The following is a 26295-nucleotide window of genomic DNA, read 5'->3' as shown; positions in this document are numbered from 1 at the left end:
CGTTCGCCAAGACACTCTCCGAGAAAGGAGGTGACTCAACGGCAACATCCCTGGACCAAGCAATTCTCTAACAGGGGGTGGTACACTTTTCGATTACCGTAACTGGTACACTTTTACGCTGCCATTGACAATCAATTCAGGGTCATTCAGATGCCGTACCAACCATCGAGCTAGTTGGGACATGACGTTGTCCCACTCGCTACCTGTTTCCCCTCCAGATACCAACGACATCCACGGCGCGAGTCTATAGGGTGCGGGACGTCTGATCAGGCTAAAACGAAGCTTGTCGTCCTTATCTGTGCGAGGAGGAACGCCGAAGCGCTGTAGATCGCCGTGCAGGTATCGATCATGTGAGAAAGCCTCTAGCCATTCCAGCGGTGGCACAGGATCGAATTCTGCAAACCTTTTGGCAGGCAGTCCAGATTCGTGAGACAGTGCCCACAGCATGCGACCCACAAAATCGTCTTGTTTTGTGCTCGCTGATGGGCGTGCCATCGCATAATCTACTACGATACGCTCTTTCCCAAGAATGCCGTCGCGGTATGTTTCAGCCCAGATTTTCAACGTGCAATGCAAGGCTGAATGATCTTGCGTCCCCGTTGCCACTTCGTAAAGAATCGGAACAACACCTTTGGCCTTCCACTCAATAGTTGTAGTACTCTCCAGTCCGGGCTCACAGTCTGCCAATGCATACGCCTGGGGCGTTATCTCTCCTAGCATGCGGTCAGCAGCCAAGGCATCCATCATGTAGCGCAGCACCGGGTCGTTGATGCTGTACCCCACGAAGCACACGACGTAGTTGCGGAACAACTCACTGACAAAGCGAGCAGCCCACCTTTCAGTCAGGTAGGCAAGACCGAAGTCTCCGCTGGTAAGTACCAGCCGATTAAGGGCACTCTCGTCTAGACTTTCAGGCAAAAGACCATGCAAATACACTAGGCCATCCCAGCGGCTGTTTTTCGGGATCGGCAACATCGGGGCCGGGTAGGCGTTGACCGTCTGTTTAGTGTGCTTTGCAACCCATCCAAAAACACGGTCGAAATTCGTTGTCACCAGACGAACCGCGCCGTCTCGGCTTCGTGCCAATTGAAGCAATGCGAGGTGTGTATCGGTCGCCCCTTTTCTCCTCAACCTAGGTTGCAGCGCCTTGCTCAAGGCTGTGCGCACCGCCAAGCGCTGACCTGGCAAGCGATGTTCGAGCAAATCCAGCGTGGCATCGAACTGATTTCGAGAATAAGCATCATCCTCGATTAGGCTCCGAGTTGTGCCTGCAATACGGTAAATCTCGTCAACCAGCCCTTTGAACCCAGGCAAACCAGCAGGGTAGGAAATTCCCGCACCGCAAAAAAAGACGACGCGGCCTTCCTCATGTGCTTGCAGAAGCGCATCAGGAATATCCGGCCCGTTGGCTACGAATTGCATTTATCAACCCCTGTTGTTCTCGAAGAGTGAGTGTTTCGAATAGTAACCGGATTTAACTTTCAAAACCCAATAATGTCACACAGTAAGGCATCCATGGGCCAAAGTCAAAGATGTTCAACAGATGTGTCCACAATAGCTCCACCTTCTGCAACCTGAAGCCCGGTCCCTTTTCCTCCGCTGGAGGAGTCGCCGGCGCCGGGGCGGGCGTGAGCCTAGGCTCCACCACCACTGCGGTCTCGGGGTGTGGGCGTAGTGGCCAGGACCCGGAAGAACAGCGTCTCCTGGTGAATCGCAGCCAGAAAAACACCCCCTCAAATTAATATTATAAGTCTTGACATATAAAAAAATTGTATTACTTGTTAAGCTTGGCTGAAGTCCCAGACTGTGCCGAAGCCGTCCGTTTGTTATGTCTGGAATTGCTCACCTTTATTTGCCTAATAGGCGAAAATACTAATGTTTTTATTGGCGATTACAGCCAGCGAGGAGGGGCGTTATGCGTGGTGCAAGGTTTTGGATAGTGGCCGTTGCGGTGGCCATAATCTCATTAGGTGTGGTCGCGATTTCTATTGCTGCATCGGTGCCGCAGATCATCAACTACCAGGGCACGTTGACAAGCAACGGGACGAAACCGACTGGGCCTATCAATATGGCTTTCAAGGTCTACAGCACCTCAACTGGCAGCACCCCGTTGTGGACTGAAAACTGGAGCTCCTCCGCAACCCCCTCCAATCCTGTCATCGTTACCAATGGCAGCTTCAATGTCATGCTTGGTGCCCTCAATCCATTCCCGTCAGGATTTTTCGCCGACCATCCCAAAACCTATCTGGGTATTACAGTTGGAACCGATTCGGAGATGTTACCCCGCCAGCAATTTGCGAGCGTGGGGTACTCCTTTACCTCCGGCAACGGCGTTCCAAAAGGTGGAATCATTATGTGGAGCGGAGCTGTCAACCAGGTTCCAGATGGGTGGGCACTGTGCGATGGAACGAACGGGACACCGGATTTGCGTGACAGGTTCGTTGTTGCGGCGGGGAGCGGGTATGCTGTTGGAGCAATTGGCGGCAGTTCATCTATCAACTTACAACACTCTCACAATTATTCCGGAACTACAAGTACGGCTACGAGAAATGATTACGACGATAGAACAAAAAATGGCAGCTTATACCACACGCTCAATGACAATCACACGCATACTTATTCAGGAACAACAGACGGTGGAACGCTGAGTTCAAATCAAGACATACGGCCACCGTTCTACGCATTAGCCTTCATAATGAAATTTTAAGTTCGCCTAAGAGGCACGGTATGAAGAAAACTCTGCCAATCATGGGCATACTGGCTCTTTCTGCAATCATCTTGGCTGAAATGGCCTATGCCGACACGGTGGTTCCTCCTACCACATCGCTGGTAAACTCGTACGACCCAAACGGGAACCTTATCAGTGGCGACGGTAAGTATTATGAGTACAATGACGCCAATCAACTGATCAGAGTGCGAACAGGTGATAAGAATGGCCCAGTTGTCTCGGAGTATTTCTACGATTATCAGGGGCAGCGGGTAAAGAAGGTTGAGAATGGCGTTACGACCTATTACGTCGGCAAATATTACGAGGCATCTGTTGTGTCAGGTTCGGTCCAGAATACCAGCTATTTCTTGTCTGGCGATGAGCGAATAGCTAAGAAGGATCAAACAGGAATTTATTTTTATCACCCTGATCACTTGGGCGGGGTAAATGCGGTGACTAATAGCAGCGGAGGGGTTGTCGCTACAACCTCATACCTCCCGTTTGGTGAGATACGGCAAGGCGGAGCGGAAAAGTATTCCTACACTGGCAAGGAAAAAGACAAGGCAACCGACCTTTATTATTTCGATGCGCGGTATAACCACCCAGCGTTCCGGCATTTTACTCAGGCAGATGATGCTGATCCAGATATGGATGATCCACAAGATTTGAACCGATATGCGTATGTTGGAAACAATCCGATGAGTTATGTTGATCCTGAGGGACATAAGAAAAAGCATCATTCAAAAAAGGAAGAGAAGAAATTAGCAAAAGCAAGGGCAGCTAAGAATGCGCTTAAAAAGCAAATGGCAAAAGAAAAAGAAAAGTTACGTGCAGTAGCACATTACAAAAAAGGTTTTGGTATTGTAGAAAATATCGTGGCTAGCAGTGTATTTGCTGATAGTAATGCGCACAGTTTTTCAAGCAATTCAGAAAGTGCTCACACTGGTAAACTGGCTAATTACTCAGCTGGGCTCGGCAAGGAGTTAGGTAAGGAATTATTTCAGAAATTAAGTGAACAAACCTTCAAAGGAATTTCGTGGGCTTTGGAAAATGACTACACGGATCTTCCCGCTATGCAAGGTGCAATTTCTGGGTCCATAAAAGCAGAACTCGGAGGAATAAAAATAGTAAATGGAGTATTAGCTCCGGCAGTAGGTAATTTCCTGGCTGGTGTTGCAATAGATGAAATTGAACCAAATAGCAAGAAAGTGCCAATTTTAGGCGAGATACCCTATGTTGGAGATATATTGTTTCGTTATACACCTATTACCAAAGAATCTATTGAGGATAATGGCGACGTTTATATCAATGGTGTTTACCAAGGAAACTGTAACTGTAAATAGTTTTAACTATATATAACGAGTAAACATCATGGCAAACCACTTCCTAAGAATTATTTTTTTTCTCACTGCAATATGTTGTTTCCCTTGGAGCGTTTCATTTTCATATGCTACTGGGCATAGAGAGTGGACGGATTTTGAGACAACAATGTTTTCAGGAAGTTATGGTTATCATTACAAGATAGATTTGCCTTCAGGAAGTCATGGTTTAACACCCTCTTTATCTCTTTTTTATAATAGTTACCTTCAAAACACTGAACATGGCTGGGTCGGTTCCGGATGGGAGATTCCACTTTGTTATATCATTGCTAATGATGATGGCACCTATTCATTAATCATGAACGGTGTGAAACATGATCTTATTTTTGCAGAAGGTCGATATCACACAAAAATAGAAACGTATCTGAATGTTGTAAACAAAACTAATGTTGCTAATGAGCGTGGTGAATATTGGACAGTCACTGATAAGAGTGGAACGGAATATCGTTTTGGATATACCGCAGATTCCGAAAGTACGGTGAACCCAAGCGGGCCATCAATAACACCCAAAGTCTGGCGGTGGAGCTTGGATCGCATTAAGGATACCAACGATAACTCAATTTATTACAGCTATAGTGAAGACAGAGGCGAGATTTATCCGTTTCATATAGAATATAACACCGATAGGCAACGGATAGTGGAATTTGCCTTCGAAGATCGCCCCGACCCTTATAGGACTGTACATCAAGGTTCGGAAATTTACACTGCAAAGAGGCTCAGCCGAATAAGCATTTCCATTAGCGGTAGCCTGGTTAAGAGCTTCAAGCTTGACTATGCACCGATTACTCCCCAATCTCCCTCCTCACAACTTTTGTCGATAACAAAGCAAGGCTCAAATGGAACGGCCTTGCCGTCAACCAGTTTCTCATACAAGCCTCTCAACGCTCGCTTCTCGAATTACTCGAGCATAAATTCGCAAAAACCTTTTTCCTTCCGGCATGTTGATACCACTAATGCCACCACGGCCACTATTGACATTAACGGAGACGGTTTGCCCGATCTGGTGGATAGTTCAACGACTCCGTGGAAGGTTACTTTGAACAACGGAAACGGCGGAGCGATGGCCCCCATGGACTGGCCAGGTGCGCCTGCCGGCCCGATTACCGCGACTGATTCGCTTGGAAACGTGACACAGGATCTTGTTGACATCAACGGCGATGGTTTGCCGGATGTCGTCGTGGCCAACTCGGATGGTACATGGAATGTATATCTCAATACCGGGAGCGGCTTCGCCCCTCCCACTTCGTGGGTAGTACCAGGTTCTGATGGCTTTATACGAACTGTCACTGCAGACCCTAACAGCCCGGGATCATTTATTATCACACGTGATCTTATAGATGTTAACGGCGACAGTATTGTTGATCTTGTCAACAAAAGCGGCACTGGATGGGAAGTTGCTACCAATTTATCTGGTGGAGCATGGCTCTTAGACACAGTGACCGAGGAGTTGGGTGGCAGGTCCAGTATTACATATTCACCATCCTCAACATACCCAGACACCCAGTTCCCGTTCAACTACTGGGTAGTATCATCTATTGCCCGTGATAATGGACTGGCTATTAGCAATCCCCAGCATACAACCGCCACTAATAGTTTTTCATACGCACACGGGAAATACGATGCTTCGTCCAATGAATTCCGGGGATTCGGCCAGGTAACCGAAACCCGTCCAGATGGCGCACTGGTTGTACATATTTTCCAGCAGGACGATGCCCTGAAGGGAAAGGAAACCCAGACGTCTATCTCCGACGCCGGTGGAAAGCCATTTGCGATGACTGCCAATACTTGGAGTTCAATAAATAACGGAGGGGTCTATACTCTAACCCTCGATCGGGTAGATGATAACACTTACGACGGGAAGCAAGATAATCCGAAACAGGTGGTGACGGAATACAAATACGATCCGTATGGCAACGTCACCGAGGAAGATCACCACGGGGATTCATCCGTGACCGGCGATGAAACCTTCATCTTCAACGAGTACGTCTACAACACCGAAAAGTGGATAGTTGAGAAGGTTAAGCATAGTTACACCACGTTGTCAATTGCCGGACCTCATGTACGTGAGGCTTGGTTCAACTACGATGGGCAAAGTGATCTCGATACGCCTCCTTCGGTAGGGAATCTTACCAGAGAGGAACATTTCCTTAATACCGGTGCTAATCCTGTCACTACGTACGATTATGACAATTATGGCAACAGGACGAAAACCACAGATCCTGAAGGAAGGGCCACTTCCGTCACGTACGACGACCTATTCCATACCTTCCCCACAGAAATCACAAACGCAATAGGACAGACGACGGTTCGGGAATTCAACCCTGCCAATGGCCAGCCCACCACCGTTACCGATCCCAATAATTTCGTTACTACGTACAGATACGATGCCTTCAACCGTTTGATCAAAGAGATCAAACCGGGGGATAGCGACACATTTCCTACGACAGAAATTGTATATTCTTTGGACGGGGTGCCTCCTGAAAAAGTGACCGTTTCCCGCCGAGAAAAAAGTGGTTCGGGGAATAACCTTGATTTGATTCAATTTGTCGATGGTTTCGGGAAGCTCATCCAGACGAAATCAGAGTACAAAAACTCGTCGAACAGGGTCACCACAGATGTATATTATGACGTGATGGGAAGGGATTATAAGCATTCTAACCCATATCTTGCAGATTCTACTCCTGATTACAGCCTCCCACAATCCGTTCCTGCCACAGTTGAAGAATACGACGTTATGGGAAGATTGGTGAAAACTACCAATCCCGACCTCACCCTCGGCACTACCCTGTATGATCACTGGACTAACACCTCAACTGATGAAAACGGTCATGTGAAGTTGCGTACGTATGATGCGAACAAAAACCTGCGGCAGGTGGTGGAGAAAAACCATGTTGGTGTGAATGGCGCCACCCTCATCCCCATCGACGAAACGTACACCACCAATTACCAGTATGACCCGCTTGGTGAATTGTTACAGAGCCAGGACCATCTGGGCAATCTCGTATCCTACGTCTATGACACCATAGGAAGGAAAACCTCTTTTCTTGATCCTGATCAGGGACGGAAGGACTATGTATACGATCGAGTGGGAAACCTGATTCAGCAGACCGATGCTCGCGGTGTCATCACCAAGTTCAAATACGATCCGCTGAATCGCCTTTCAAAGGTGACGTACCCCACTGATAAGGGCGTCGATTACCAATACGATGTTGATACGAAAGGAACCCTGTCGACCGTCACCGATGCTCTTGGAACCGCAAAATACAAGTACGACAGCCGTTTGCGTAAGATTCAAGAAGACAGGATGATGGACGGCATGACCTGGACTACCAAATGGGGCTACGATTCCCTCGACCGCGTCATTAGTCAGACCTACCCCGATGGGAATACCATCAGCTACACGTACAACACGATGGCAAAACTGAGCGGTATCCCTTCAATCCTAAGCAATATCGACTACAACGAGCGGGGGCAGGAAGTTCAGCGGGATTATGCAAATCTTCTAAGTACGAAATTCGACTACTACCCGGATAACCAGCGGCTTAAGGCCATTACCACTGCCGGCATCCAGGATTACAGCTACAGCTACGACTCTGTTGGCAACGTTCAGACGATTAACACAAATGCGACAAACCCAGCCGTAAAACGTACCGAAACCTTCACTTATGACGATCTTGACAGGCTGGTGAACGCCATAGATCCCGCCAGCGATGGTTACAACAATTTCTACGGTTATAACGCCATCGGTAATATGGTATCGGAAGCGGATATAAAGAGCGGCAGTATGACCGTAGCGTCATATACCTACGGCCTCGGAGGAGCCGGTCCACACGCCGTGACCGGCAAATCCGATACTAAACCCGTTGTGAGTGTGTTCTCGATAAACAATGGCAACGCTTATAGCACGAAACCACAAGTCCCCCTAAACAACATCTCCCTGGGGTACCCAACTCAATATGAGGCGAGTGAAAAAGCCGACTTTTCAGATGCTTCATGGCAGCCGTATTCGACTGCACCGGTTTTCACTCTAAGCAGTGGATACGGCAAGAAGACCGTATACTTCAAGGTTCGCAATGGGAATGGAGAAACGTCTGTCGTTAGTGGGGACATAGCCTATCTGCTCGACAGCAGGGGAACCGGGATTCCCGATGTATACAATCCAGACCTTGATGGAGACGGCATTCCGGATGCATGGGAAACCGCCAACGGGATCAACCAGTCTGTACCAGGCCATGCCTCCCTCGACCCCGATCATGATGGTTTAACCAACTTGCAGGAGTACCAGCACGGGACAAATCCGAACAGTGCCGATTCGGACAATGACGGGTGGACGGATGCTCAGGAAATCGCAAATGGCACCAATCCAAACGGCACAATCACTGATAATGTTCACGATGCCGTGAGCCAGAATTTTACGCTCCAGCTTGGGTCTTTCACTCAAGGAGGTGCCCTACGGACAAGCAGCAAGTATGCGGTAGCTGATACGCTCGGTAAGGCCATCAGCATTAATGGCCTTGCCGACACCGACGGCGATGGGATACCGGATATCTTTGACCCGGATGCTGACAACGACGGTATCCCTGATGTGTGGGAGCGAGCAAACGGGATTAATCAAAGTGTGCCGGGACATGCGCAGCTTGATCCGGATCACGACGGGTTGACCAATTTGCAGGAGTACTTGCACGGGACCAACCCAAACAAATCTGATAGCAACGGCGATGGTTGGAGCGACTATGCCGAGGCTTACGATTACCACACCGATGGCATCTACGCTTTTCATCCAGCGGCGAGTGAGAACTATTCCATTGCTGACGGTGGATTCGGGATGGGAGGCGGAAATCGGTCCGGAAAGACGACAACCGTTTCAGACATTCTTGCCAGGAACATGGCTGTCCTGTCAGATCACAGCAACGTTTCTGTCACACCAGTGATGATTGATTTTGGGGTTGTCGATGCAAACGGGCAGACATCGCAGGTGACGGTAACCAATTCCGGCAGCCAGACTGTGACGATTGGTGCGATAAGCATAGCGGGGGAAAACAACTTGGAGTTCACCCCGTCAAGTGATACCTGTTCAATGAAGCCTATCCTGCCCTCAGGGTCGTGCTCCGTTGCCGTTACGTTCCTGCCTGCATTTGCAGGCGCGAAGGGGGCTCAGTTGGTAATTCCAACTGATGACCCGCAATCTCAGGGCATCTCCGTCATCCTGGCAGGCATCGCAGGAGCGGCTGTAGTTGACCAAACTCCTCCAACTGGAGGCATTGCGATCAATCGTGGCGCAGCATACACCAATTCAGGTTTGGTGACATTGTCACTGCCAGCGCAAGATGCCAGCGGTGTTGCTCAAATGTGCCTGAGCAATTCGAATGTTTGTTCCGATTGGCAGCCATACACCGTCCAGCCAAATTGGAACCTGCCTGAGGGAGATGGGACCTATACCGTCTACGCCTGGTTCAGGGACGGTGTCGGAAACTCAAATGTGACCCCTTATACTGCCTCGATAACATTGGACACTGTCGCCCCAGTGGTCAGCGCCGCGGTTAAGGGCGGGTCGTACAACAATGCCCAGACGGTTGCACTGTCCAGCAATAAAGCAGGAAAGCTTTACTATTCATTGGACGGGCGGAACCCTTCAAGCGCTTCACCAGTTTTCTCGGCTCCCCTACAAATAGGTTCCAGTACCGAATTGAAGTTCTTCGCGATCGACTTGGCAGGAAACCAGAGCGCCACAGGGACCGAGGTATATACGATACTGACCAATGGCGTCTGCGGGACAAGCAGCAGCCAGACATTCACCACAGCTCCAACAGCCAACCTTTGCACCAGTGGAACGGCGTCTGCCGTCACCGGTACAGGCCCGTGGAAATGGAGTTGTGCAGGGAGCAATGGTGGCTCGACCATAAACTGCTCCGCGAACATCCAAACCTTTGTGCTCTCCTTCGCTACATCAGGCAATGGCAGTCTCAGTGGAACCCTCCAACAGACTGTCCCCTATGGAGGGGGCACGTCACAAGTTACAGCGAATGCCGGCGCCGGATATCACTTCAGCAATTGGACAGGGCCAGCCAGTTTTACGACGACTACCACGAATCCCCTTGTGGTTGCCAATGTTACAGCATCGATGACCATAACCGCGAACTTCACCCCGGATCCTGTCAATGGTGCCTGCGGCACCAGCAATGGTGGCAATTTCATAACGGCGCCAACCACCAACCTCTGTATTGCTGGGACCGCTTCTGGCATCACCGGAAATGGGCCCTGGAACTGGAGCTGCCAGGGAATCAACGGCGGCAATAGCGTCCCATGCTCGGCATTGCTTACGATTTTCGGCCCCCCGAACCTTACGCTCTCCACCCTCCCGGAGGGTGCCTCAACAAACAATCCGACATTGAACATAACCGGCACCGTTACTGCCGGTAACGGTTTAAAGAGCGTCACAATAAATGGCACAGCCGTTACGGCAGACGCCAATGGCGTATTCAGTTACGCCTTCACGCTCCAACAGGGCTCGAACACGATTACGGTGACCGCAATCGATAATGTCGACAAGCAGACCAGCGCCACCTTCTCCGTAATTCTGGATACAAGTGCACCTCTTCTCACGGTCGTTATCCCGGCGGACAACAGTGTTACAGCTCAAAGTTCTGTCACCGTCACTGGCACCGTCAGCGAAACGGGAACGGTACAGGCAACGGTCAACGGCGGATCACCACAGTTGGCCTCGATAACGGGAACCGATTTCAGTGTGACGGTCAACTTGGCCACAGGAACCAACACGGTGGTCGTCACAGGAGCCGATCTGGCCGGGAACACCTCCACGGTCAAGCGCACCATCATTCTCGACAACACCACTCCCGCCCTGACAATAACCGAGCCGAACCAGGACATTTCCATTCACAGGAACACCTACTTGATGCGCGGTACTGTAAGCGACAATTATTCAAGCATAACAATCACGGTCACGGCCGGTGGCGCCACACAGACTCCCACCGTTGCCGCTGATGGCACCTTCCAGCAGCAACTGACCTTCAACTCAGAGGGTACCTATGCTGTTGTGGTCAAGGCGACCAATGGCGCTGGCAATTCCACCACCGTTCAGCGGAACATCATTTACACCAATAGCAGTTCGGGTGACGTTAATGGAGATGGTGTTGTCGATATCAGCGATGCGCTTCTCGCCTTGCAAATTGCCATCGGCAATATCGCACCCACCCAGGATCAGCTAAGTCGTGGTGATGTTGCTCCATTGATCTCCGGCGCTCCCCATCCCGATGGGGCTATTGATGCAGGCGATGCTCTCGTCATTCTTGAGAAGGTCGTCGGGCTTAAAGACTGGCAATAAAGGGACGAGCATGATGATAAAGACCTTCGGCTTGAGGATGATTACCGTTGCCGCCATCACGCTTGGATCCGCATGTGGGGGAGGGGGAGGAGGGGGCAGCGCAAACAATCCGCAACCTCCTGTCAGCAAGATAACTGTCTCCGGAGTTGCATCCAAAGGTCTGATCAAAAATGGCACCATCAACATCTACGCTGCCAATGGCAATGGAACGAACGGCAGTCTGTTGGCCACTGCGACTACTGATGCTCAAGGGCACTACGCTGTCGACATTGCCAACTACACCGGTCCCGTTATCATCGAGGCCACAGGGAATTATACAGATGAAGCCACCGGCCAAACCAGAGCTATAGATACTTCTTCGCCACTTCATGCCGTTTTGCCGGCTTTGTCAGGCACTTCGGTCGGCGCCACCGTCACACCGTTCACGGACCTGGCTTACAGAAAGGCCCAAGCCGCCATAGCAGCCAACACCGACCTGGTCACGTCAATAACCACTTCAAACACCCAGGTTTCGAACCTGTTCAATGTCAATATCACCACCATACAGCCAGTTGAGCCCACTCAAAGTGCACTCCAGGGGGCAACTCCCGAGCAGCAAAGATACACGCTGGCACTGGCCGCCATTTCGCAGATGGCGAAAGACAACGCTTTATCGGTCGCCGGTGTGGTGAACAACCTTGACGCGTCCGGTGCAACCGCTCCAGCGATGGTGTCGGGCTCCCTGAACACTTTCCTGGCGTCCAATTCCAACAACTCGACCGGGTACAAGACGCTCAACATTTCTGTTTCACTGGCGGGGGTGACAACCACCCAGGTGGGATCAATTGATTTCACCATCGACTTCCCGGCAGGGGTGACCCTGCCTAGCGATACGACTGGCGCCGTTCCACCGTGCAATTTTACCGTAACCGCCACTGGCGCCACCAACACCGTCACCGCGATCACTAAGCTCACCTCAGGCACAGGAAGCACAGCGAGACTGCGCGTCATCATCCTCGACACCAACCTCCTGTCAAATGGACAGTTTGCGATTCTCAAATGCCCGGTGTCAATTCCGACTCAAACAACTAATTTTTCAGTGGAGAGTGGCGTGACGGGCAAAGACGCGAATGGCATAACAGTGTCTGGAATAGGGGTCGTATTGCAGTAACATGTGCGGAAATTTCAGTTTCACAACGAAGGTGTGCTAGGCGACAAACCGTATAAGCCTTGAGTATGTGGTAACTAGGCCGTGTTTTCTAACTCGGGGGGAGAAAAATGCGCTTATTTAGAATCTTAACGGCAGTAATGGCTCTTATTTCGCTCACAGCATGTGCGGCAAAGGTTGTCCACAAACCTGTGGTCGACGATACAAAGGCGACAGGTATCAGATATTACAGGGCAGCGCCCTACCTTCTGGTCTATTCAAACAGCAAGGGGGGGCTAAAATGGCAGATTCTTTACCTGCCGGACCAAACCACCAAGATGGAGGCAAAGCCAAAAGTTGCTGGAGGTCATTCTGAGCTGACGATGTATTTCCAAAATGGTGTCTTAACTAGTAGTTCGGAGTTGGGTGACACCACGGCGGTCCCAAAGGCTCTTATTTCAGCAGTGCAGTCTGCTATCCCGTTGCTAACGGCAGCTATGGCTGTAGAAAAGTCAAAAGTACCTCCTCCGTACCTCTACAAGATAGTGGTAAAGAACGGGACCATCAATTTTTATGGAGCTCAGGGTGACGCGCCGATTGTAGTCCCCTCGCTGCAACAAGGGAGCTGACATGAGATCTACAACTATACTGCTCGCAGTCATAATCTTCATTCTGAATGGGTGTGCCTCAATCAAAGTAACTAAAGTTACAAGTAACGACAATAAAACCGAGGGACAGCGCTACTCGCTGCCAAAGCCTATTATACAAGTGCTCCCCCAAGCCGATGATACCATATTGGTAAACGTGCTTATGCTTCCTGACTCCGACAACACCTATGCCGTAGCAGCATCCTCACACTTGAGTACATATTCTTACCAAATAACAGTAAATCAAAACGGCACTCTTGCTGCAATTGAATTTAAGCAAGATACGAGCATGGTGGGGCAACAATTAGCAGCAAGTGCTGCTTCGGCAGCGACCCAGGTTTCTAACATCCGCAATGCCAATCAGCTCGCACTTCAGACAGCTGTCAACACCGCTCAAAACAACGTTGATACTGCACAGGCTGCGTATGATAAAGCTGTCGCCCAAGCTACCGCTGACACAAATAATGGAGTCACAGGAACCCCGCTTCAGACTGATTTGGCAGCAAGAGACGCTGCCTTGGCCGCGCTTCAAGATGCCAAGGCAGTGCTGATCAGAGTGCGGAGCACTGCTCAAGTTGGAGCCTCAACTGCGACTGCAGGCACTCCTTTAGCCGCAACTCCTCTTACTCCTACGGCCAGTGCAGCAGGCGGGTTTGGTCCTCAGACATGGACAAATTCTTCGGAATATGAGCTACCCCAAGCCCTCGGTGGGGTACTCTATGTTGTCAACGAAACCTTAACTGATGACATACCATCCATTACGCTGAAGGCTGCTGCGCTGAAAGGGGCGACCCAACCGCAATTCGAGACCGCGAACCTGGCTTCTGGAGTTCCTGCACTTCAGCCATCGAGCCAAACGGTATCTTCGACAACATCGTCTTTTTCGGTCATTTTTTCTCGGCCGGTGGTGTCCGTAGATGACTGTAGAATTTTCACCACGAGCAACACTAACGTCACCAGCGATGCCAAATGCTCGTTTGCAGACAGTTCGGGACATGACCGTTCTTCAGTGACAGTGACCATGCCCACGAAGGCAAAGCTAACAGCCGGTACATACAACTTAAGGGTTGCGTTTAGTTATAGCCCGGCACCTGGCATGAGCAATATCCCTACGGAAAAGGTGGTATCTTTTACGGTTCAGCCATAGGGGGTCTTCGTTGCCAAAGGTTACCTGCTACGTGACAGAGCTTAACCTCATGCATTCATTGCCGGCGTTAGATGCGAATGTCACGATTGGCGGCGAGCCGATCGCAGAGCACTTTCAGCAGGCCTCTGAAATCGCAGGAATGCCAGCCGTAGAATTGACTCTGGACTGGTCGCGAATTAACGTTCCCATGCCGGGTCTCAGTTACGGAGCTGACGACGGCATGCTGCAAGCTGCGCTTGCTGCGCTTTTCCAGACAATTCCGCAGAGCCAAGAGCCGCAGATCGGACTGATATTAGCAAATTTCTATTCCTCTGCAGGCGCGGCATATGGCTACATGTTCGACCTCGATTTTCATTCCGCAGCTTTTGGCCCCCGCCAGGGATGTGCTGTTTTTCTGAAGCAGATCCAGAATGCCACAGGCAATGACGAACAGGCATTTCGGGACCTCGTAGCGTTCACGATGGTTCATGAATTGGGGCACTGCTTCAACTTGTGGCATATTGACGAGCCGACGTCTTTCATGAAACCACCTCCTTATGAAAACCTTGCAGCCGCTTGCGGTTTTGTGTCTGACCATAAGCGCTATCTCCAGTGTGCTGCTAATCCGACTGAAGCACTGTTTGTTATCCCAGGTCCCTTGTCTAGCGGCTTCGGGACCCGTGTTCCTGGGTTTGATGCCCCATCTGACAACGGGAGCAACTTCTCGATTCCTTTGCCGAAGTCGCCTATCGAACTACATATACAGTTGTCACACAGCCAATTTTGGCATTTCGAGCCCGTCGAACTTGAAGTAGAGCTTATGGTCCAACAACAGCATGGTGGAAGTGTCCTGATTCCGAAAGAAATCGATCCTGGATACGACCGGTTTGAGATCTGGATTACCCGACCCGACGGCGAACTGCACCGATATCGTCCGTCGCGACGTCACTGCTATAACCCGGAGGAACTTGAAATTAGCAGCACCATGCCTTACCGTCGTGATATTCCTATTTTCTTACAGTCAGGAGGGTATACGTTTCCCATGCCTGGCCGCTATGTGATTGAGGCTCGACTGAGGTTTTCTGGTGATTATTCTTTAGTTTCAAATAAAATCGAGTGCGAGGTGCTCAAGCCGCGGGATGACTCTGCAGTTTTTACTGCTTTGCGTGACGCATGTTCATCGATCGAGGCAATGAAGTTGCTCAGGTATCGAAGCCATCTTCCCCATCGAGCAGATTTTGCCCGACTTGCTGATCTTGCTGAAAAGTTCCCTGCCCATCCTACTGCGGCGACTATCGAGTATTCTCTTGGAAAGGTACTTCTCAAAGCAGCTGCTACCCATCGTGAACACGCGCAAGGCCTGCGTGAGGAAGGTCGACAACGCCTGCAAAGTGTCATGGAGCATCCCATTGTCGGCATACACAGAAGGAGCGTCGTCGCTAGTCTCATCCAAGGCACAAATGATGATGCCCATAGCCACGTTGGCGATAGGTCTGTTCCTGGGGCACACACAAAAAGGTGAGGACGCCGGCAGTCATTTGATTTGGAGACTCTTCAGGGTTTTCCGTGAATGAGGTTTTAACCCCGCCTTCCCCTGAGTTGTATCCAGAGTTCATACACAGATCAAGGTGTGATCCATGGGCTCTCTTCGGCTTCCAAGGAGGTGGCGATGCCGAGCCTTAAGGAATTGCAAACAGGCAGGGTAGCACTGGTTCTGATGGGCGGCGGAGCGAAGGGCGCTTACGAAGTCGGGGTCTGGAAGGCGCTATGGGACCTCGGGATTCGTAGGTTTTGTACTATAGCCGGAACGTCGGTCGGTGCGCTCAACGCCGCTCTCGTGGCACAGCACGATCCCAAGAAGGTGGAGGAGATCTGGACGTCGATCATGACGACCGGTGTGCTTGAGGCGCCTAAACGAAGGTGGAGGCGACGTTTACTCTGGTGCCTGGCGTATGTCCTAAGTGGCGAAAGCCAACCAAGCGATCAGAATCGTCTGGGGTCCGTAGTGAGTCGATCACTCTCACCATTCAAATATCCGTTAAACCCAATAGTCATCGGCGCTTTGCCCTAAGCAAAAGGTGCCAACTCCGGTCGACGTCACCATGTCGAGATCTGTAAGCAGGGACATGAAAGCATCGAGTCGGTCAGCCATCCAGGGGGGCGAGGACGTGCCAAAGTTGGTCACCTTGGCGGTTGCGACAATTCCTTTATCCCCTAAGGTAAACCGAAGGCGCTGTGCTCTGCCGTCCATTCTGGACAGGGCAATCCTAAGATGCTGGGAAAAGACCATGCCGGAAATCAGGTCGCTGCAAAATTCCGACAGCGGCATTTCTAGTCGATCCGTTATCCAATCATGGAGGACCGTCGCAGAAATACGCGATGTTCCACCGACTTCGTTTATAGCCCTGACCGCATCGTCGTCTTTTGAAGCGTTCAGCCTGATCCACCACCTCGCCATTGAAGTCAAGGCTCTTTTGAAATCGAAACCATCCCCTTTATAATCAAACCGATCATAAGAGGCATGACTGGCATGAACTGTTGACTCCCAAGCCTTACCGGCAGAAATGTTTTCCTCGAATTTTGCACCGAGAGCTTTGTCGAACTCCTGGGCTATGATCAAACTGAAGGTGGATTCCATCGAAGCAGGTTCAGTGTTGGTGATTCCTTTGATCAGGAAATCAATATTTTCAGCGAAGTCACCACCCTTGAGCTCCTTCACCGATCTTTCGAAACAGCAAAGAAACGCCTCCATGAAGTATCTTTGAATTTGCCTTGACTGGAATGCAGACCAGATCTTTCTATGTGTCTGTGTTATTGGATCCTTCGGTTCCACCTTTGATTTCCCATCCGGAGACATCCCTGTATGCCAGACTGCACGGAGCATGTTAGTATTTAAGGGCCCAAGCTGTCGCAGTGTCTCTACAACAAGGCGGGCTGTCAGGGTGCGGCAGTTGCCGGCTGGCAATAATTTTTTCCCAAATGCCTTTTTCGCCATACTCGAAGCCTGGCGGAAGAAAGCGGGGTTCAGGCCATTCAACCCCAGATCATCGGCTCGCGCCGAATCCAATCCCGTGATAGCTGCCGATTGTACAGCCTGATGATACGCAGAATGGGCAACGGCTCTTTCCACTTCCCCAACAATCGCGGTTGTCGCCTCATCGTCGCAGGTGAAGTGGATGCTTGTGGCCGTTCCCTTTTCAGATTCGGCGTATCCTGCCAGTAGACCCAGATACTGGAGTGAAGGACCGTATAGAGGTGCTGAGTACAGAGTGTTGTTGTCGGACCGACCGGCTGATTTGAACGATAAACGAACCGTCGACGGGAACCCTTTCTCTACTCCAATCCTTGTGCGCACTCTGCCGAATTTCCCTTCGCTGGGGGAGTGGTCGCGGATAGCATGAGCGATCACGACCTCGATTCCTTCCCGGAAGCTAAGATAGTTCTCTTCGGTAAACAGGTTCGGGCTTTTCCTGCAGATCTCGGTGAATTTCCACGGTATCCAGGCCCCTAGGAAGAAGGTGCCGATATCTTCGGTTTGATTGTTGACTTCTGGCAGAAGATTTTCCCCCAGAAGCTTTAGATTGACCCACCGAAGCCCCAGATAATCGATACCTCCTCCGTCGAGAGAAAATTCTTTGGTCAAAAACGGTCGATTAGGAAATTGATCCACAGTGCCTCCTGTCCAACTCCATGACTACATCCGGAACAGAAATATTGCGACATCTCATACAGATCACGGGGATCATCTGTTTCAGCTTGGCAAAGTGTGGCTCCTCTACACGCCCGCAACCTGCAGCGGTGCAAAAGTTTTCTAAACTATCAGTTGAATGAAACTTCAGCGTCACTCCTCTCTTTACTAGTAGACGAATTCCGCTGATACTTTCGCCCATCGCACGTACTACAACTTCGGGCTCCTTTCCGATCTGATCGCAGCTGTAGGTTTTTAGGAATCGGTAGACCTGCAGCCCTTGGACGGACCGCCAATCTTCCGCCAAGAGCAGGGCTGCTCCTTCGGAAACGGCATCCCATTCCAAGACTCCCGTTGCAGACAAAAATGTTTCGTACGTCCGCTTCATTGCCGATGTATCCTCGGTAAGTTCTTTCAGTTGTGCTGAGGCATGGTCTTCGAAGCGGAGCCAAGGACGCAAAGGGAAACTTTTTGCTGGGTTTCTCAGCTCCAAAGCGTAAAGGTAGGCAAAAAGCACCAGGAAAATCCTGGAGAAATCCTTGTGCAGTTCAATGCCTTGATCGCGCATGTCGTCGACCAAGCAGTCGCGGTTGCCCCGGTGGCCGAATGCGCATCTCAATACATGCGCTAGAACGTTCTCCAAGTGGCCCAAAACCCATCTATTACCTGCGCCTATTGCACCAGGGGAGATCATTTTTCGGCGAGTGCCAAGCAGCATCCATGTGGCGACCAGCAGGGTAGGGACGAGACGTGGCATGACCTTCGGAGACAACTTATTATTAAAGATGGCTCCCTCCAATCGAAGGAAGAGTCCCTCGATCCGCTCCCAAATCCTTGGCATCTCAAGGTACTTAACGGTCGGAGTTGAATTCGCACCGCCGCCCCTCGGTTCGAATCCGGCAAGCTCTTTTTCCGCGTCGTCCTCAAGGGGTTCCTCGCTTTCCTCTATATTTAATATTAGGTCGAGGATGCGCTGGAACCAAGTAATGCAAGTTTCGCCGGAGCCGAATTGATCAGGTGTCCCTCCATGACACGTCCGCGGCGGCCATATTGGTACAGCAGGTTCAATCTTTGGCCTCACCCCGCCGGCATTAGCGTCGGCGGTAGGAGTTTTTGCTCCCTCATCTGTTCCTTCAAGGGTTAACTCCTCCAGGAATGCAGAGATAGAGGAGATTTCGAAGATACCTGGTATTGCCTCGGCGCTTGCCAACTTGAGGGCTGCTCCGAAAGCATTTCTATAACCGGGGGTAGAGGAGAGGGCTCCTAGGTCGTTGACGAAATTTCCTCCGCGAACCGGTTTCCCTGCAGAGTCAGAGCCGATAATTTCAAAGAAAATAGCGCCGTTTCCGGTACCAATGATCGGGAACACATCCCATGGGATCATCTGTCGATTTTCTCTGAATGCTTGAGCATAAGAGGCCGATTCAATGGCCTTTCCGCTACGAGCAATCATTTTGACGTTCATTAGAGGCAGTGCGACGCCCTCTGAATCACGGAGGTCGATTTCCAGCCCGGCACCGGTTTTGTGGGCATAGATGTTAAGCCACAGATCCTTCCCGGGGGCAGGTTTCGGAAGAGGTGCATATCGGCATTTGTCAAGAGGAATCCGGTTTGAGAAGTACCCTTCGACAGTGGCAGCAGTCGTTATGCGCACCAAACCGGCTTCGATGTTCTCGGCGTCCATTGCAGTTCGAGTGCAGTTCACACTGCTATTGAACAACCAACTGCCCTCAGAGTGAATGAGACCGTAAAGCTTGAAATGAGACAGGGCGCCCTCTTGCCCGATGTGCAGGTTGGCAACTTCGACAGATGCATTGTCCTCTATGAGGTCGACACGAAGGTTGGCGGTGCTGTCATTGCTATCAACGGCAGGGCAGACCACAAGATGGGCTGGACAAAGCTCTTCTCGTAGAAGATTCAATCCGTCCAGAGAGTTTCCAAAATATGGCGATGCTACATAAAGGCGTGCACCTTCAGCGGGAGACAAATCCTTAAGCTGTTCCGGAAACGGGCCTGCAAAGCTGTGCAGTAACCTCATCGAGCATGGCGTGTTAGTGCCTGGGGGGGGCGGCAGCAGTTCACGAATTTGGCAAAGGGTCCCCCTGACCCAACGCCCATTTTCTTCGGAAGTTGGGAAAAGTTCCTCAATCCCATGCAGAAAAGCTCGAATATCTTGGATCAACGGGCCTTCTGCTGTCAAACGATCGAAGGTGACTACGTCGAACAGCTCATTGTTGTCCATGAAGCCCGATTGCGTCAGGTTGCCGCTGCCGACTAGAATGGAGACCTCGCGGTTGTTAGCAGCAATCCAGAACTTTGGGTGGAAGGTTCGGGGGGTGGGTACAGGAACTGCCATGTATGAGATCGAAACCTGCTCTAACCCCACCATCTCACATAGGGATCGTCGAAAGCCCTCTTTGTCGCACAAAATCGCGCACCGCAGGAGGGCCGACTTGTCGATTAAAGGCCAGATAGCTGACTCAAAGAACATCAGGCTAACTGTGTAGGTTGTGCCGACAAGGTGTGTGGGCGCTTTGAATTTAAAGAACTCGGAGAGGCTAATACGTTGTATGCCAATATGCATATGAATTCTCGCGAGAATATATTTCCTAATTTATGAATCCAATCGATGGAGACTCTATCACAACGGCATGACATTTTGCTACATGCGTCTGCTTCGGTAGCGTCCGTGACAAAATATTTGACGTTTGCACCAGAGTGACACACTCCAGGCCGGCGTTTAGCACAAGCGATCAAGACTGAAAGCCTTTCGCCGGGTCGGGCTAGTGGCCCCTCAGCGTTAGACTGGTTACACGGCTGCGGCCCTTTTGCGAACGATCACCCTCCCTCGGCCGTGTTCAGGGATACGTTTCACACCGCTCAAATCCTGGGCGAGATTCCACAGGCACCGGCTCAGCCGGATATAATCGTTCACCGAGACGATTGGGCGAGTGACTACCCGGTGGGAGAAAAGGGTCAACGACTGGCCGACCAGGCCCCCCTTGACGAGGTTCTCCTGGACCACATTTAGTGATGGGATGTTTTGGGTAGCGTCTGTTCTGGGCCTTGCTTTTGCACTGGAGGTAGTTGGACGCGCTTTGGCCTTGGCGGGGGGGCGGCATGTGGTGTTGGAGACGGAGCAGTTGAAGAGCCCCAAATGAACGTAACGGCTCTTTCGAAGTCTGTTGTCAGTTGGTAATACAGGAAGTATGAAAACCCGTAGCTGAATAGCACCAGCACGGCTACCGAGTACAGCAAGAGCCGAAGGCGTTCCTGCCGGCGGTTAATTGCTTGGAAAGCATCGCTGATTTTGGTGTGGAGGGAGGAGAATTCCTTTTCAAGCAGCCCCTCCTGGTAAGTGTATTCCTCCTTGATCGCGTAGAGGTTCGACAGCTGATTTTTCACCAACATTCCCATGATGATCGTGAACAGCGACAGGCCTATGATGATGGCGGTGTTCTTGCTATAGGTGTTCTTAGCATCGATCTGAGTAGTTGCAATGATCAGCGCCAATGGGACGCCGAGAATTTTGTCCTGGATGTCGGAGAACACCTTGTTGATCCTCAGGATGAAGTCGATCTTTCGCTTTGCGATCTCGTCTTTGATCTTGTCGAATGAAAATTCACTTACGAAAACGGAATAGTTGTCGTTAGCTCGGCGAACGATCTCTTCCATTGTCCGAACGAGGGTGGCGAATGCGGCTGGGCTCCCCTTAATGACATCAACCACAATCCCCTTGACGATGTCTCGCTTATTTGCCTCATGCGGCGAAGATTCAACGAAATGCGCAAGCGCTTGCGAGAAGGAGCCTTTTTCGACATCCTCTGCCGAGTACTCCACACGGACCTCGTACTTTTCTTTCAGGAGGAAAAAGAGAGTGGGGGCAGAAGGGTCGGATGTATCAACAAAATCGGCCAGCTTTTGAAGCACAGAAATGAAGGAGAGGACCGAGTAATATTTTGCAACGATTTCGGGCGGGTCCCCATCATCTTCAGAACAGTAACCGAGTTCCTCAATGAAGAAACAGGTTGGCCGTTTTCGCAAGAATTCGGGGAACTGGAGGATTTCACTAAAGGTCTGAACAAAGGGGCAGGAGGGAATCTCTCTTGTTTTCAGCTCGACCGTGAATCGCTTCCCTCCTTGGGTGGCAAGGTCAAGTTCCGAGATTAGGGTGCTGGTGCCGTCAAGATAAACGCTGATATCGGTGAGGTCGGCGTCGTACAATTGCAGAAGAACGCCTTGGATCTTCTGGTCAAGAGGTGGCAGAAGACCCTTTACGGTCATTGTCCCCCACTGACGATCGGAGAGGAGACGGTAAGCGGTTACCAGGAGGTTATGTTTCTGCGGTGGCGTCGGCATATTTCTCGTCGAGATCCTGTTTTAGCTCCTTCGGTAGACCGTTTATGGTCAAGGTTTCGTTTTTCTTGTTGTAGTGTACCCTTTTCCCGAGCAGCTCGGAATCAAAGCTGATGGTCAACCCCTTTTCTTTCCCTGAAAAACGGTACAGCCTTCGCAGGGTATCGCGGTGCGGCTCAAAGCTATTGCTCAACTGATATTTCTCGGAGTTGATGAAGGCCAGAAACTCCTCTGGGACAACCTCCCACACACAATTTGCCAGTTCTTCCAGAAGCACGGGTTCCTTCTTTCTTCTCCTGCCATCGCAGAAGTCGAAGCACGTTTTCTTCAGGTTCTCCCTGTCCTCTTCACTTAACCCCTTATGAGCCGCAAAGTCGTTTACGGCCTGGATCAGCTTTTCGGTGAGCTTCCTCGAGTCGGTGAACTCGTCACAGCCCACGAACTTTCTGAAGTACTGGGAGATGCCGTCAGCCCCCCTTCCCTTGATGAATGAGAGGTACTTCCTGTTTCCGCCGCTTTTCCAGTCAGTGACATTGAGTCTCGCCGCAAAGTGCAGCTTACTCATGTCGAGGTGAATCGTCTCCTTAATGTGCAGAGTTTCGTCGATGGCAGTACCTGTCTTGTCATTGAGCATCACCACCATGATGTAGTTCCTATCATCAGTCTGATAGTGAATGAAGGAGATGTACCCACCGGTGGCAAGGGTGCTATCCTTTATCTCCTTCTGCAACGTCTGCATCGCGTTGACAGTGAAATTAATAAATTCGTCTGGATCTACCAAATACTGGTCAACGTACTTGGAAAAGGGATAGTTTTCCTGGTCGCTCTGGAAAATCCCGTATGCCCGGGCAGACTTGTTGTTGTACAGCTTCAGGATCTCCGTAAGGAGGATTTCTACAGGATGGGTCACCTCAAGGACCTGCTTCCCCGTCTGAATCGTTGTTTGCCCGGCACCGACCGATTTTATGACCCTGTGGATGATGAAGTTTTGAATCACGAGAAGCTCCTTGAGCTGACTCTACTTAAAAAAATTAAAGTTTCAAACTTGAAGGACTGTAAGATACCCACCACGTCCCTGTCAAGGTTTCTTCACATTCGAATAGCCTTGAAAGTGGGGTGCTAAGCCGAACTGACTCCATCTCCTCCTGCCCAAAGGTGATCACTGTTCAGCGGTTGGTGTTCCTATCCCTTTGAGTAACCCATCGCCCACCCCGCCCGCGTGCACAAAGTGCATGCCCTCCGGCAGCCAGGATTCGAAGGGTTTCGCAGATAAGTGTCGTCCTCAAGGAAAGGACGTGGGAGATGGGCTTGATCCGTATCAGCCACGCAATAGCGATTCAAAGAAGGCCTCAAACTCGGCTTCCAGGCTCTTCCATTCCATTTGATCAAGGGCACGCTCCGCTACCCCCAAGCGCTCAAAGAAGTAGCCGTAGATGTGGCCTTCGGGCGCCACCGCAAGGTACCGGTCGAATTTACTTGCCAACAGCTTCGCCATCCCGAAAGCCGCGACGGCGCTGTGAGGAATGAAGTTGTTCACGCCACTGCCCTCTTGGTACCCCTTAGCTACGCAGTGTTGGCGGACATCCTCGCATACAGCTTTATACAACCTGGTTACCGGCATAGCGATCCTCCCTTTTTCACTCCGAAATAGCCCATCCTTTACGTCAGAACCCCTCTACTTTTCACTTTACGGCTGCGGCCCTCTTGCGGACGATCACTCTCTCTCGGCCATGTTCCCGGCCACCACTCCCGCCGCCCAAATCCTGCGCGAGATTCCACAGGCTCCGATTCAGCCGGATGTCATCGTTCACCGAGACAACGGGACGGGTGACCACCCGGCGGGAAAACACGCTCAACGACTGGCCGACCAAGCCCCCCTTGACCAAGTTCTCCTGGACCACGTTCAAGGTGGTCCACAGGTCATCGCCCTGGTCCTCCTCACGGCGTGGCTCCAGGATTCGGTTCGCGGGAACGGGGGAGAGAGGGAAACCCGTGTGCTCATCGCGCCCGAACCTCAACTTCAGGGCTGCCGTTGCAAACGTCATCTTCTGGCTGCCGGTTAGTTGCAGCTCCCGCATCTGCTGTATTGCCGGCGCTATCCCTTGTGCGATCTGCAACGTCCCCAGATGGTGAAAGAAGGCTGTGTGATCTGTGTAATCGGTGTTGTTTCCCCTTATGCAGCCCGATGCGCTCTAAACCCTTTGGAAAACAGACGGTCCGGCTATGAACACTATGGATACATCACAAGAATTAAATTAACATGTAAAATTCAGTGCGTATAGACACTATATGAAAAAATGTCACTGGCATTGACAATATATCAATTCGAATAAAAAAATAAAAATGCGACACAATAAAAATATAATACCTTATAACTACGGTAATATGAAGTTAGTAGGTGTATATAAAATGTTGAAATAAATGATGCATTCATAAAAAACAAAAAATTTTACGTGGCAGGCTGGACAGCAAACTGATCGTTGATATAATGCTGAGTATTCATAAAAATGAATTACTTAGGAGGTGCCAGATGATGACGCCCAAAAAGTGATGTGTCGTTTGTTCCGATAGGATAACTACGAACGATGTCTCTGACACTGGAAGGAGGGGGAAATGTCTAAACGGTTATTGCGACTGAGGGAGGTTCTACAGTTGGTGCCTGTTTCGAAGAGCACTTGGTATGGGGGCGCAGGCAAGACGTTCCCCTCTGGACGGAAGCTTACCGAAAGGTGCACGGTGTGGGATGAATCTGAGGTGCTTGCTGTTGTCGACGGTACTTGGCGAGAAGGCGAGGTGATCGCCGAAAAAATTGCCCCGACCACTGTCAAACCTGGGAGCGAAGATGGTTGGGACAACGAAATGCTGAATCCTGAGTGTTTATCAAGAAAGAAAGAACGCGGGAAATAGATGGTCACAGGGGAACATCGATAACTGAGAGCGTGCCTTCTGTGAAGGCACGCTGCCCAGAACCCCTGTAGGGTGCCTAACGAAGCCCCGTCTATGGGCGGGGATACAACCGCCGTTTATTCAAGAGGAGGGAGTCATGTCCAAATTGCTAGGGGTGGCGGAACCGTTCGAGAAAGTTTCGCGTGAATGGTACGAAAGGCATGTAACAAGTCTTTCGGCGGGGCATGCAAGGCGGATACTGGCTTACCTTGAGACATACCTTTTTCCGTGTCTGGGTCAGCGCTCGATCGATGTGATCACTGCACCTGAATTGCTATCAGTCATAATGCCGGTCGCGAACAGAAGCCCGAAAACCGCGCATCGGGTAATGAGCGCATGTAACCGGATTTTTCGATTCGCCTTTCAAGCGGGGCTCATTGAGGGTAATCCGGTGGATGGGGTGCGTGGCGTCATACCACCCGTCGCTAGGAAACCTGTTACTGTGCCGGATACTAAAGATATAGGCCCCATTTTAGCGGCTATAGACGGCTATGCTGGATCGTGCATCATAAAAGCCGCGATGCAGCTTGCGCCCCTTCTGATAGTTCGCCCTGAGGAGCTGAGACTTGCTGAGTGGGGTGAGGTTGATTTTGAAGCAATGAACTGGAATATTCCGGCTGAGAGAAGAATGCGAATGTTACCTCACGTCGTCCCCTTGTCGTACCAAGCCCTTTCTATTTTACGGAAGCTGTATATGGTGACTGGAACCGGCAGATATGTCTTTGCCTCACCCAATTCACCACACATGTGTATTACTGCGGTTTCGATTCACCGCGCCTTGCGCATTGTGGGCTGTCACATGCCCCTACACAGCTTCAGGAGAATGGGAGCTATGGTGCTTTACGAGATTGCGTATTCCGCGGCAAGCCGGCCACCGATTCCGATCGAAGTCGGCCACCCATTCCGATTCAAGCCGGCCATCTATTCCGTTTGATTCCGGCCACCCCCTGAGCTCCTTCCTCCATCCCCGCCTTTAGC

The 26295-nt window shown here is 50.9% G+C and carries 17 protein-coding genes; 10 read left to right on the top strand and 7 right to left on the bottom strand.

Features of this window, described 5'->3' with window-relative positions:
- Window positions 1-93 precede the first annotated feature (93 nt).
- Window positions 94-1422, bottom strand: coding sequence for an SIR2 family protein (locus ACYVL5_RS22320; protein WP_460597770.1), 1329 nt, complete (start codon window positions 1420-1422; stop codon window positions 94-96).
- Between the two features lie 493 nt (window positions 1423-1915).
- On the opposite strand from ACYVL5_RS22320, the gene ACYVL5_RS22315 reads away from it, so the two are divergent.
- The 8 genes from ACYVL5_RS22315 (at window position 1916) to ACYVL5_RS22280 (ending at window position 16398) form a co-directional block, all read left to right on the top strand.
- Window positions 1916-2707, top strand: coding sequence for a hypothetical protein (locus ACYVL5_RS22315; protein WP_460597769.1), 792 nt, complete (start codon window positions 1916-1918; stop codon window positions 2705-2707).
- Window positions 2708-2727: 20 nt separating this feature from the next.
- Window positions 2728-4050 (top strand): RHS repeat domain-containing protein, encoded by a 1323-nt coding sequence (locus tag ACYVL5_RS22310; RefSeq protein WP_460597768.1) that lies wholly within the window; start codon window positions 2728-2730, stop codon window positions 4048-4050.
- A 28-nt stretch (window positions 4051-4078) separates the two neighbouring features.
- On the top strand, window positions 4079-11428 hold the full coding sequence (locus tag ACYVL5_RS22305; protein ID WP_460597767.1) for a chitobiase/beta-hexosaminidase C-terminal domain-containing protein: 7350 nt from the start codon (window positions 4079-4081) through the stop codon (window positions 11426-11428).
- A gap of 10 nt (window positions 11429-11438) precedes the next feature.
- Window positions 11439-12578, top strand: a complete 1140-nt coding sequence (locus ACYVL5_RS22300) for a hypothetical protein (protein WP_460597766.1) — start codon at window positions 11439-11441, stop codon at window positions 12576-12578.
- Window positions 12579-12685: 107 nt separating this feature from the next.
- Window positions 12686-13183: a hypothetical protein gene (locus tag ACYVL5_RS22295; RefSeq protein ID WP_460597765.1), complete on the top strand. Its 498-nt coding sequence runs from the start codon at window positions 12686-12688 to the stop codon at window positions 13181-13183.
- 1 nt (window position 13184) lies between these two features.
- Window positions 13185-14348 (top strand): hypothetical protein, encoded by a 1164-nt coding sequence (locus ACYVL5_RS22290; RefSeq protein ID WP_460597764.1) that lies wholly within the window; start codon window positions 13185-13187, stop codon window positions 14346-14348.
- Between the two features lie 10 nt (window positions 14349-14358).
- Window positions 14359-15849, top strand: a complete 1491-nt coding sequence (locus ACYVL5_RS22285) for a zinc metalloprotease (protein ID WP_460597763.1) — start codon at window positions 14359-14361, stop codon at window positions 15847-15849.
- Between the two features lie 147 nt (window positions 15850-15996).
- Window positions 15997-16398 carry a patatin-like phospholipase domain-containing protein gene (locus tag ACYVL5_RS22280; RefSeq protein WP_460597762.1) on the top strand — a complete coding sequence of 134 codons (402 nt, stop codon included), beginning with the start codon at window positions 15997-15999 and terminating at the stop codon, window positions 16396-16398.
- Here ACYVL5_RS22280 and ACYVL5_RS22275 read toward each other — a convergent pair.
- The 6 genes from ACYVL5_RS22275 to ACYVL5_RS22250 all read right to left on the bottom strand — a co-directional run bounded on the left by ACYVL5_RS22275 (window position 16366) and on the right by ACYVL5_RS22250 (window position 24488).
- Entirely contained in the window at window positions 16366-17997 is a 1632-nt protein-coding gene (locus ACYVL5_RS22275; protein ID WP_460597761.1) for a hypothetical protein, read from the bottom strand. The genes ACYVL5_RS22280 and ACYVL5_RS22275 overlap by 33 nt on opposite strands.
- Window positions 17981-20599, bottom strand: a complete 2619-nt coding sequence (locus tag ACYVL5_RS22270) for a phospholipase D-like domain-containing protein (protein ID WP_460597760.1) — start codon at window positions 20597-20599, stop codon at window positions 17981-17983. Before ACYVL5_RS22270 ends, ACYVL5_RS22275 begins: the two co-directional genes overlap by 17 nt.
- A 443-nt stretch (window positions 20600-21042) precedes the next feature.
- Complete coding sequence (locus tag ACYVL5_RS22265) at window positions 21043-22374, bottom strand: hypothetical protein (protein WP_460597759.1); 1332 nt, start codon at window positions 22372-22374, stop codon at window positions 21043-21045.
- Window positions 22349-23368 (bottom strand): nucleoid-associated protein, encoded by a 1020-nt coding sequence (locus ACYVL5_RS22260; RefSeq protein WP_460597758.1) that lies wholly within the window; start codon window positions 23366-23368, stop codon window positions 22349-22351. Before ACYVL5_RS22260 ends, ACYVL5_RS22265 begins: the two co-directional genes overlap by 26 nt.
- A gap of 321 nt (window positions 23369-23689) precedes the next feature.
- Window positions 23690-23908, bottom strand: a complete 219-nt coding sequence (locus ACYVL5_RS22255) for a hypothetical protein (protein ID WP_460597757.1) — start codon at window positions 23906-23908, stop codon at window positions 23690-23692.
- A gap of 145 nt (window positions 23909-24053) precedes the next feature.
- Window positions 24054-24488, bottom strand: coding sequence for a DUF932 domain-containing protein (locus ACYVL5_RS22250; protein WP_460597756.1), 435 nt, complete (start codon window positions 24486-24488; stop codon window positions 24054-24056).
- A 496-nt stretch (window positions 24489-24984) separates the two neighbouring features.
- Here ACYVL5_RS22250 and ACYVL5_RS22245 point away from each other — a divergent pair, with 496 nt between their 5' ends.
- Together ACYVL5_RS22245 and ACYVL5_RS22240 are read left to right on the top strand one after the other, a co-directional pair.
- Window positions 24985-25278, top strand: a complete 294-nt coding sequence (locus tag ACYVL5_RS22245) for a helix-turn-helix transcriptional regulator (protein ID WP_460597755.1) — start codon at window positions 24985-24987, stop codon at window positions 25276-25278.
- Between the two features lie 136 nt (window positions 25279-25414).
- Complete coding sequence (locus tag ACYVL5_RS22240) at window positions 25415-26251, top strand: tyrosine-type recombinase/integrase (RefSeq protein ID WP_460597754.1); 837 nt, start codon at window positions 25415-25417, stop codon at window positions 26249-26251.
- Window positions 26252-26295 lie beyond the last annotated feature (44 nt).

The organism is Geomonas sp. Red276 (genome assembly GCF_054784495.1).
The sequence above is the reverse complement of the archived record's forward strand: the minus strand, read 5'-3'. Positions and strand labels throughout refer to the sequence as shown.

Coding starts and splice junctions, on each gene's coding strand:
- ACYVL5_RS22320 (WP_460597770.1), bottom strand. CDS start 1,422: ATGCAATTCGTAGCCAACGGGCCGGATATTCCTGATGCGCTTCTGCAA.
- ACYVL5_RS22315 (WP_460597769.1), top strand. CDS start 1,916: ATGCGTGGTGCAAGGTTTTGGATAGTGGCCGTTGCGGTGGCCATAATC.
- ACYVL5_RS22310 (WP_460597768.1), top strand. CDS start 2,728: ATGAAGAAAACTCTGCCAATCATGGGCATACTGGCTCTTTCTGCAATC.
- ACYVL5_RS22305 (WP_460597767.1), top strand. CDS start 4,079: ATGGCAAACCACTTCCTAAGAATTATTTTTTTTCTCACTGCAATATGT.
- ACYVL5_RS22300 (WP_460597766.1), top strand. CDS start 11,439: ATGATGATAAAGACCTTCGGCTTGAGGATGATTACCGTTGCCGCCATC.
- ACYVL5_RS22295 (WP_460597765.1), top strand. CDS start 12,686: ATGCGCTTATTTAGAATCTTAACGGCAGTAATGGCTCTTATTTCGCTC.
- ACYVL5_RS22290 (WP_460597764.1), top strand. CDS start 13,185: ATGAGATCTACAACTATACTGCTCGCAGTCATAATCTTCATTCTGAAT.
- ACYVL5_RS22280 (WP_460597762.1), top strand. CDS start 15,997: ATGCCGAGCCTTAAGGAATTGCAAACAGGCAGGGTAGCACTGGTTCTG.
- ACYVL5_RS22270 (WP_460597760.1), bottom strand. CDS start 20,599: ATGCATATTGGCATACAACGTATTAGCCTCTCCGAGTTCTTTAAATTC.
- ACYVL5_RS22265 (WP_460597759.1), bottom strand. CDS start 22,374: ATGCCGACGCCACCGCAGAAACATAACCTCCTGGTAACCGCTTACCGT.
- ACYVL5_RS22245 (WP_460597755.1), top strand. CDS start 24,985: ATGTCTAAACGGTTATTGCGACTGAGGGAGGTTCTACAGTTGGTGCCT.
- ACYVL5_RS22240 (WP_460597754.1), top strand. CDS start 25,415: ATGTCCAAATTGCTAGGGGTGGCGGAACCGTTCGAGAAAGTTTCGCGT.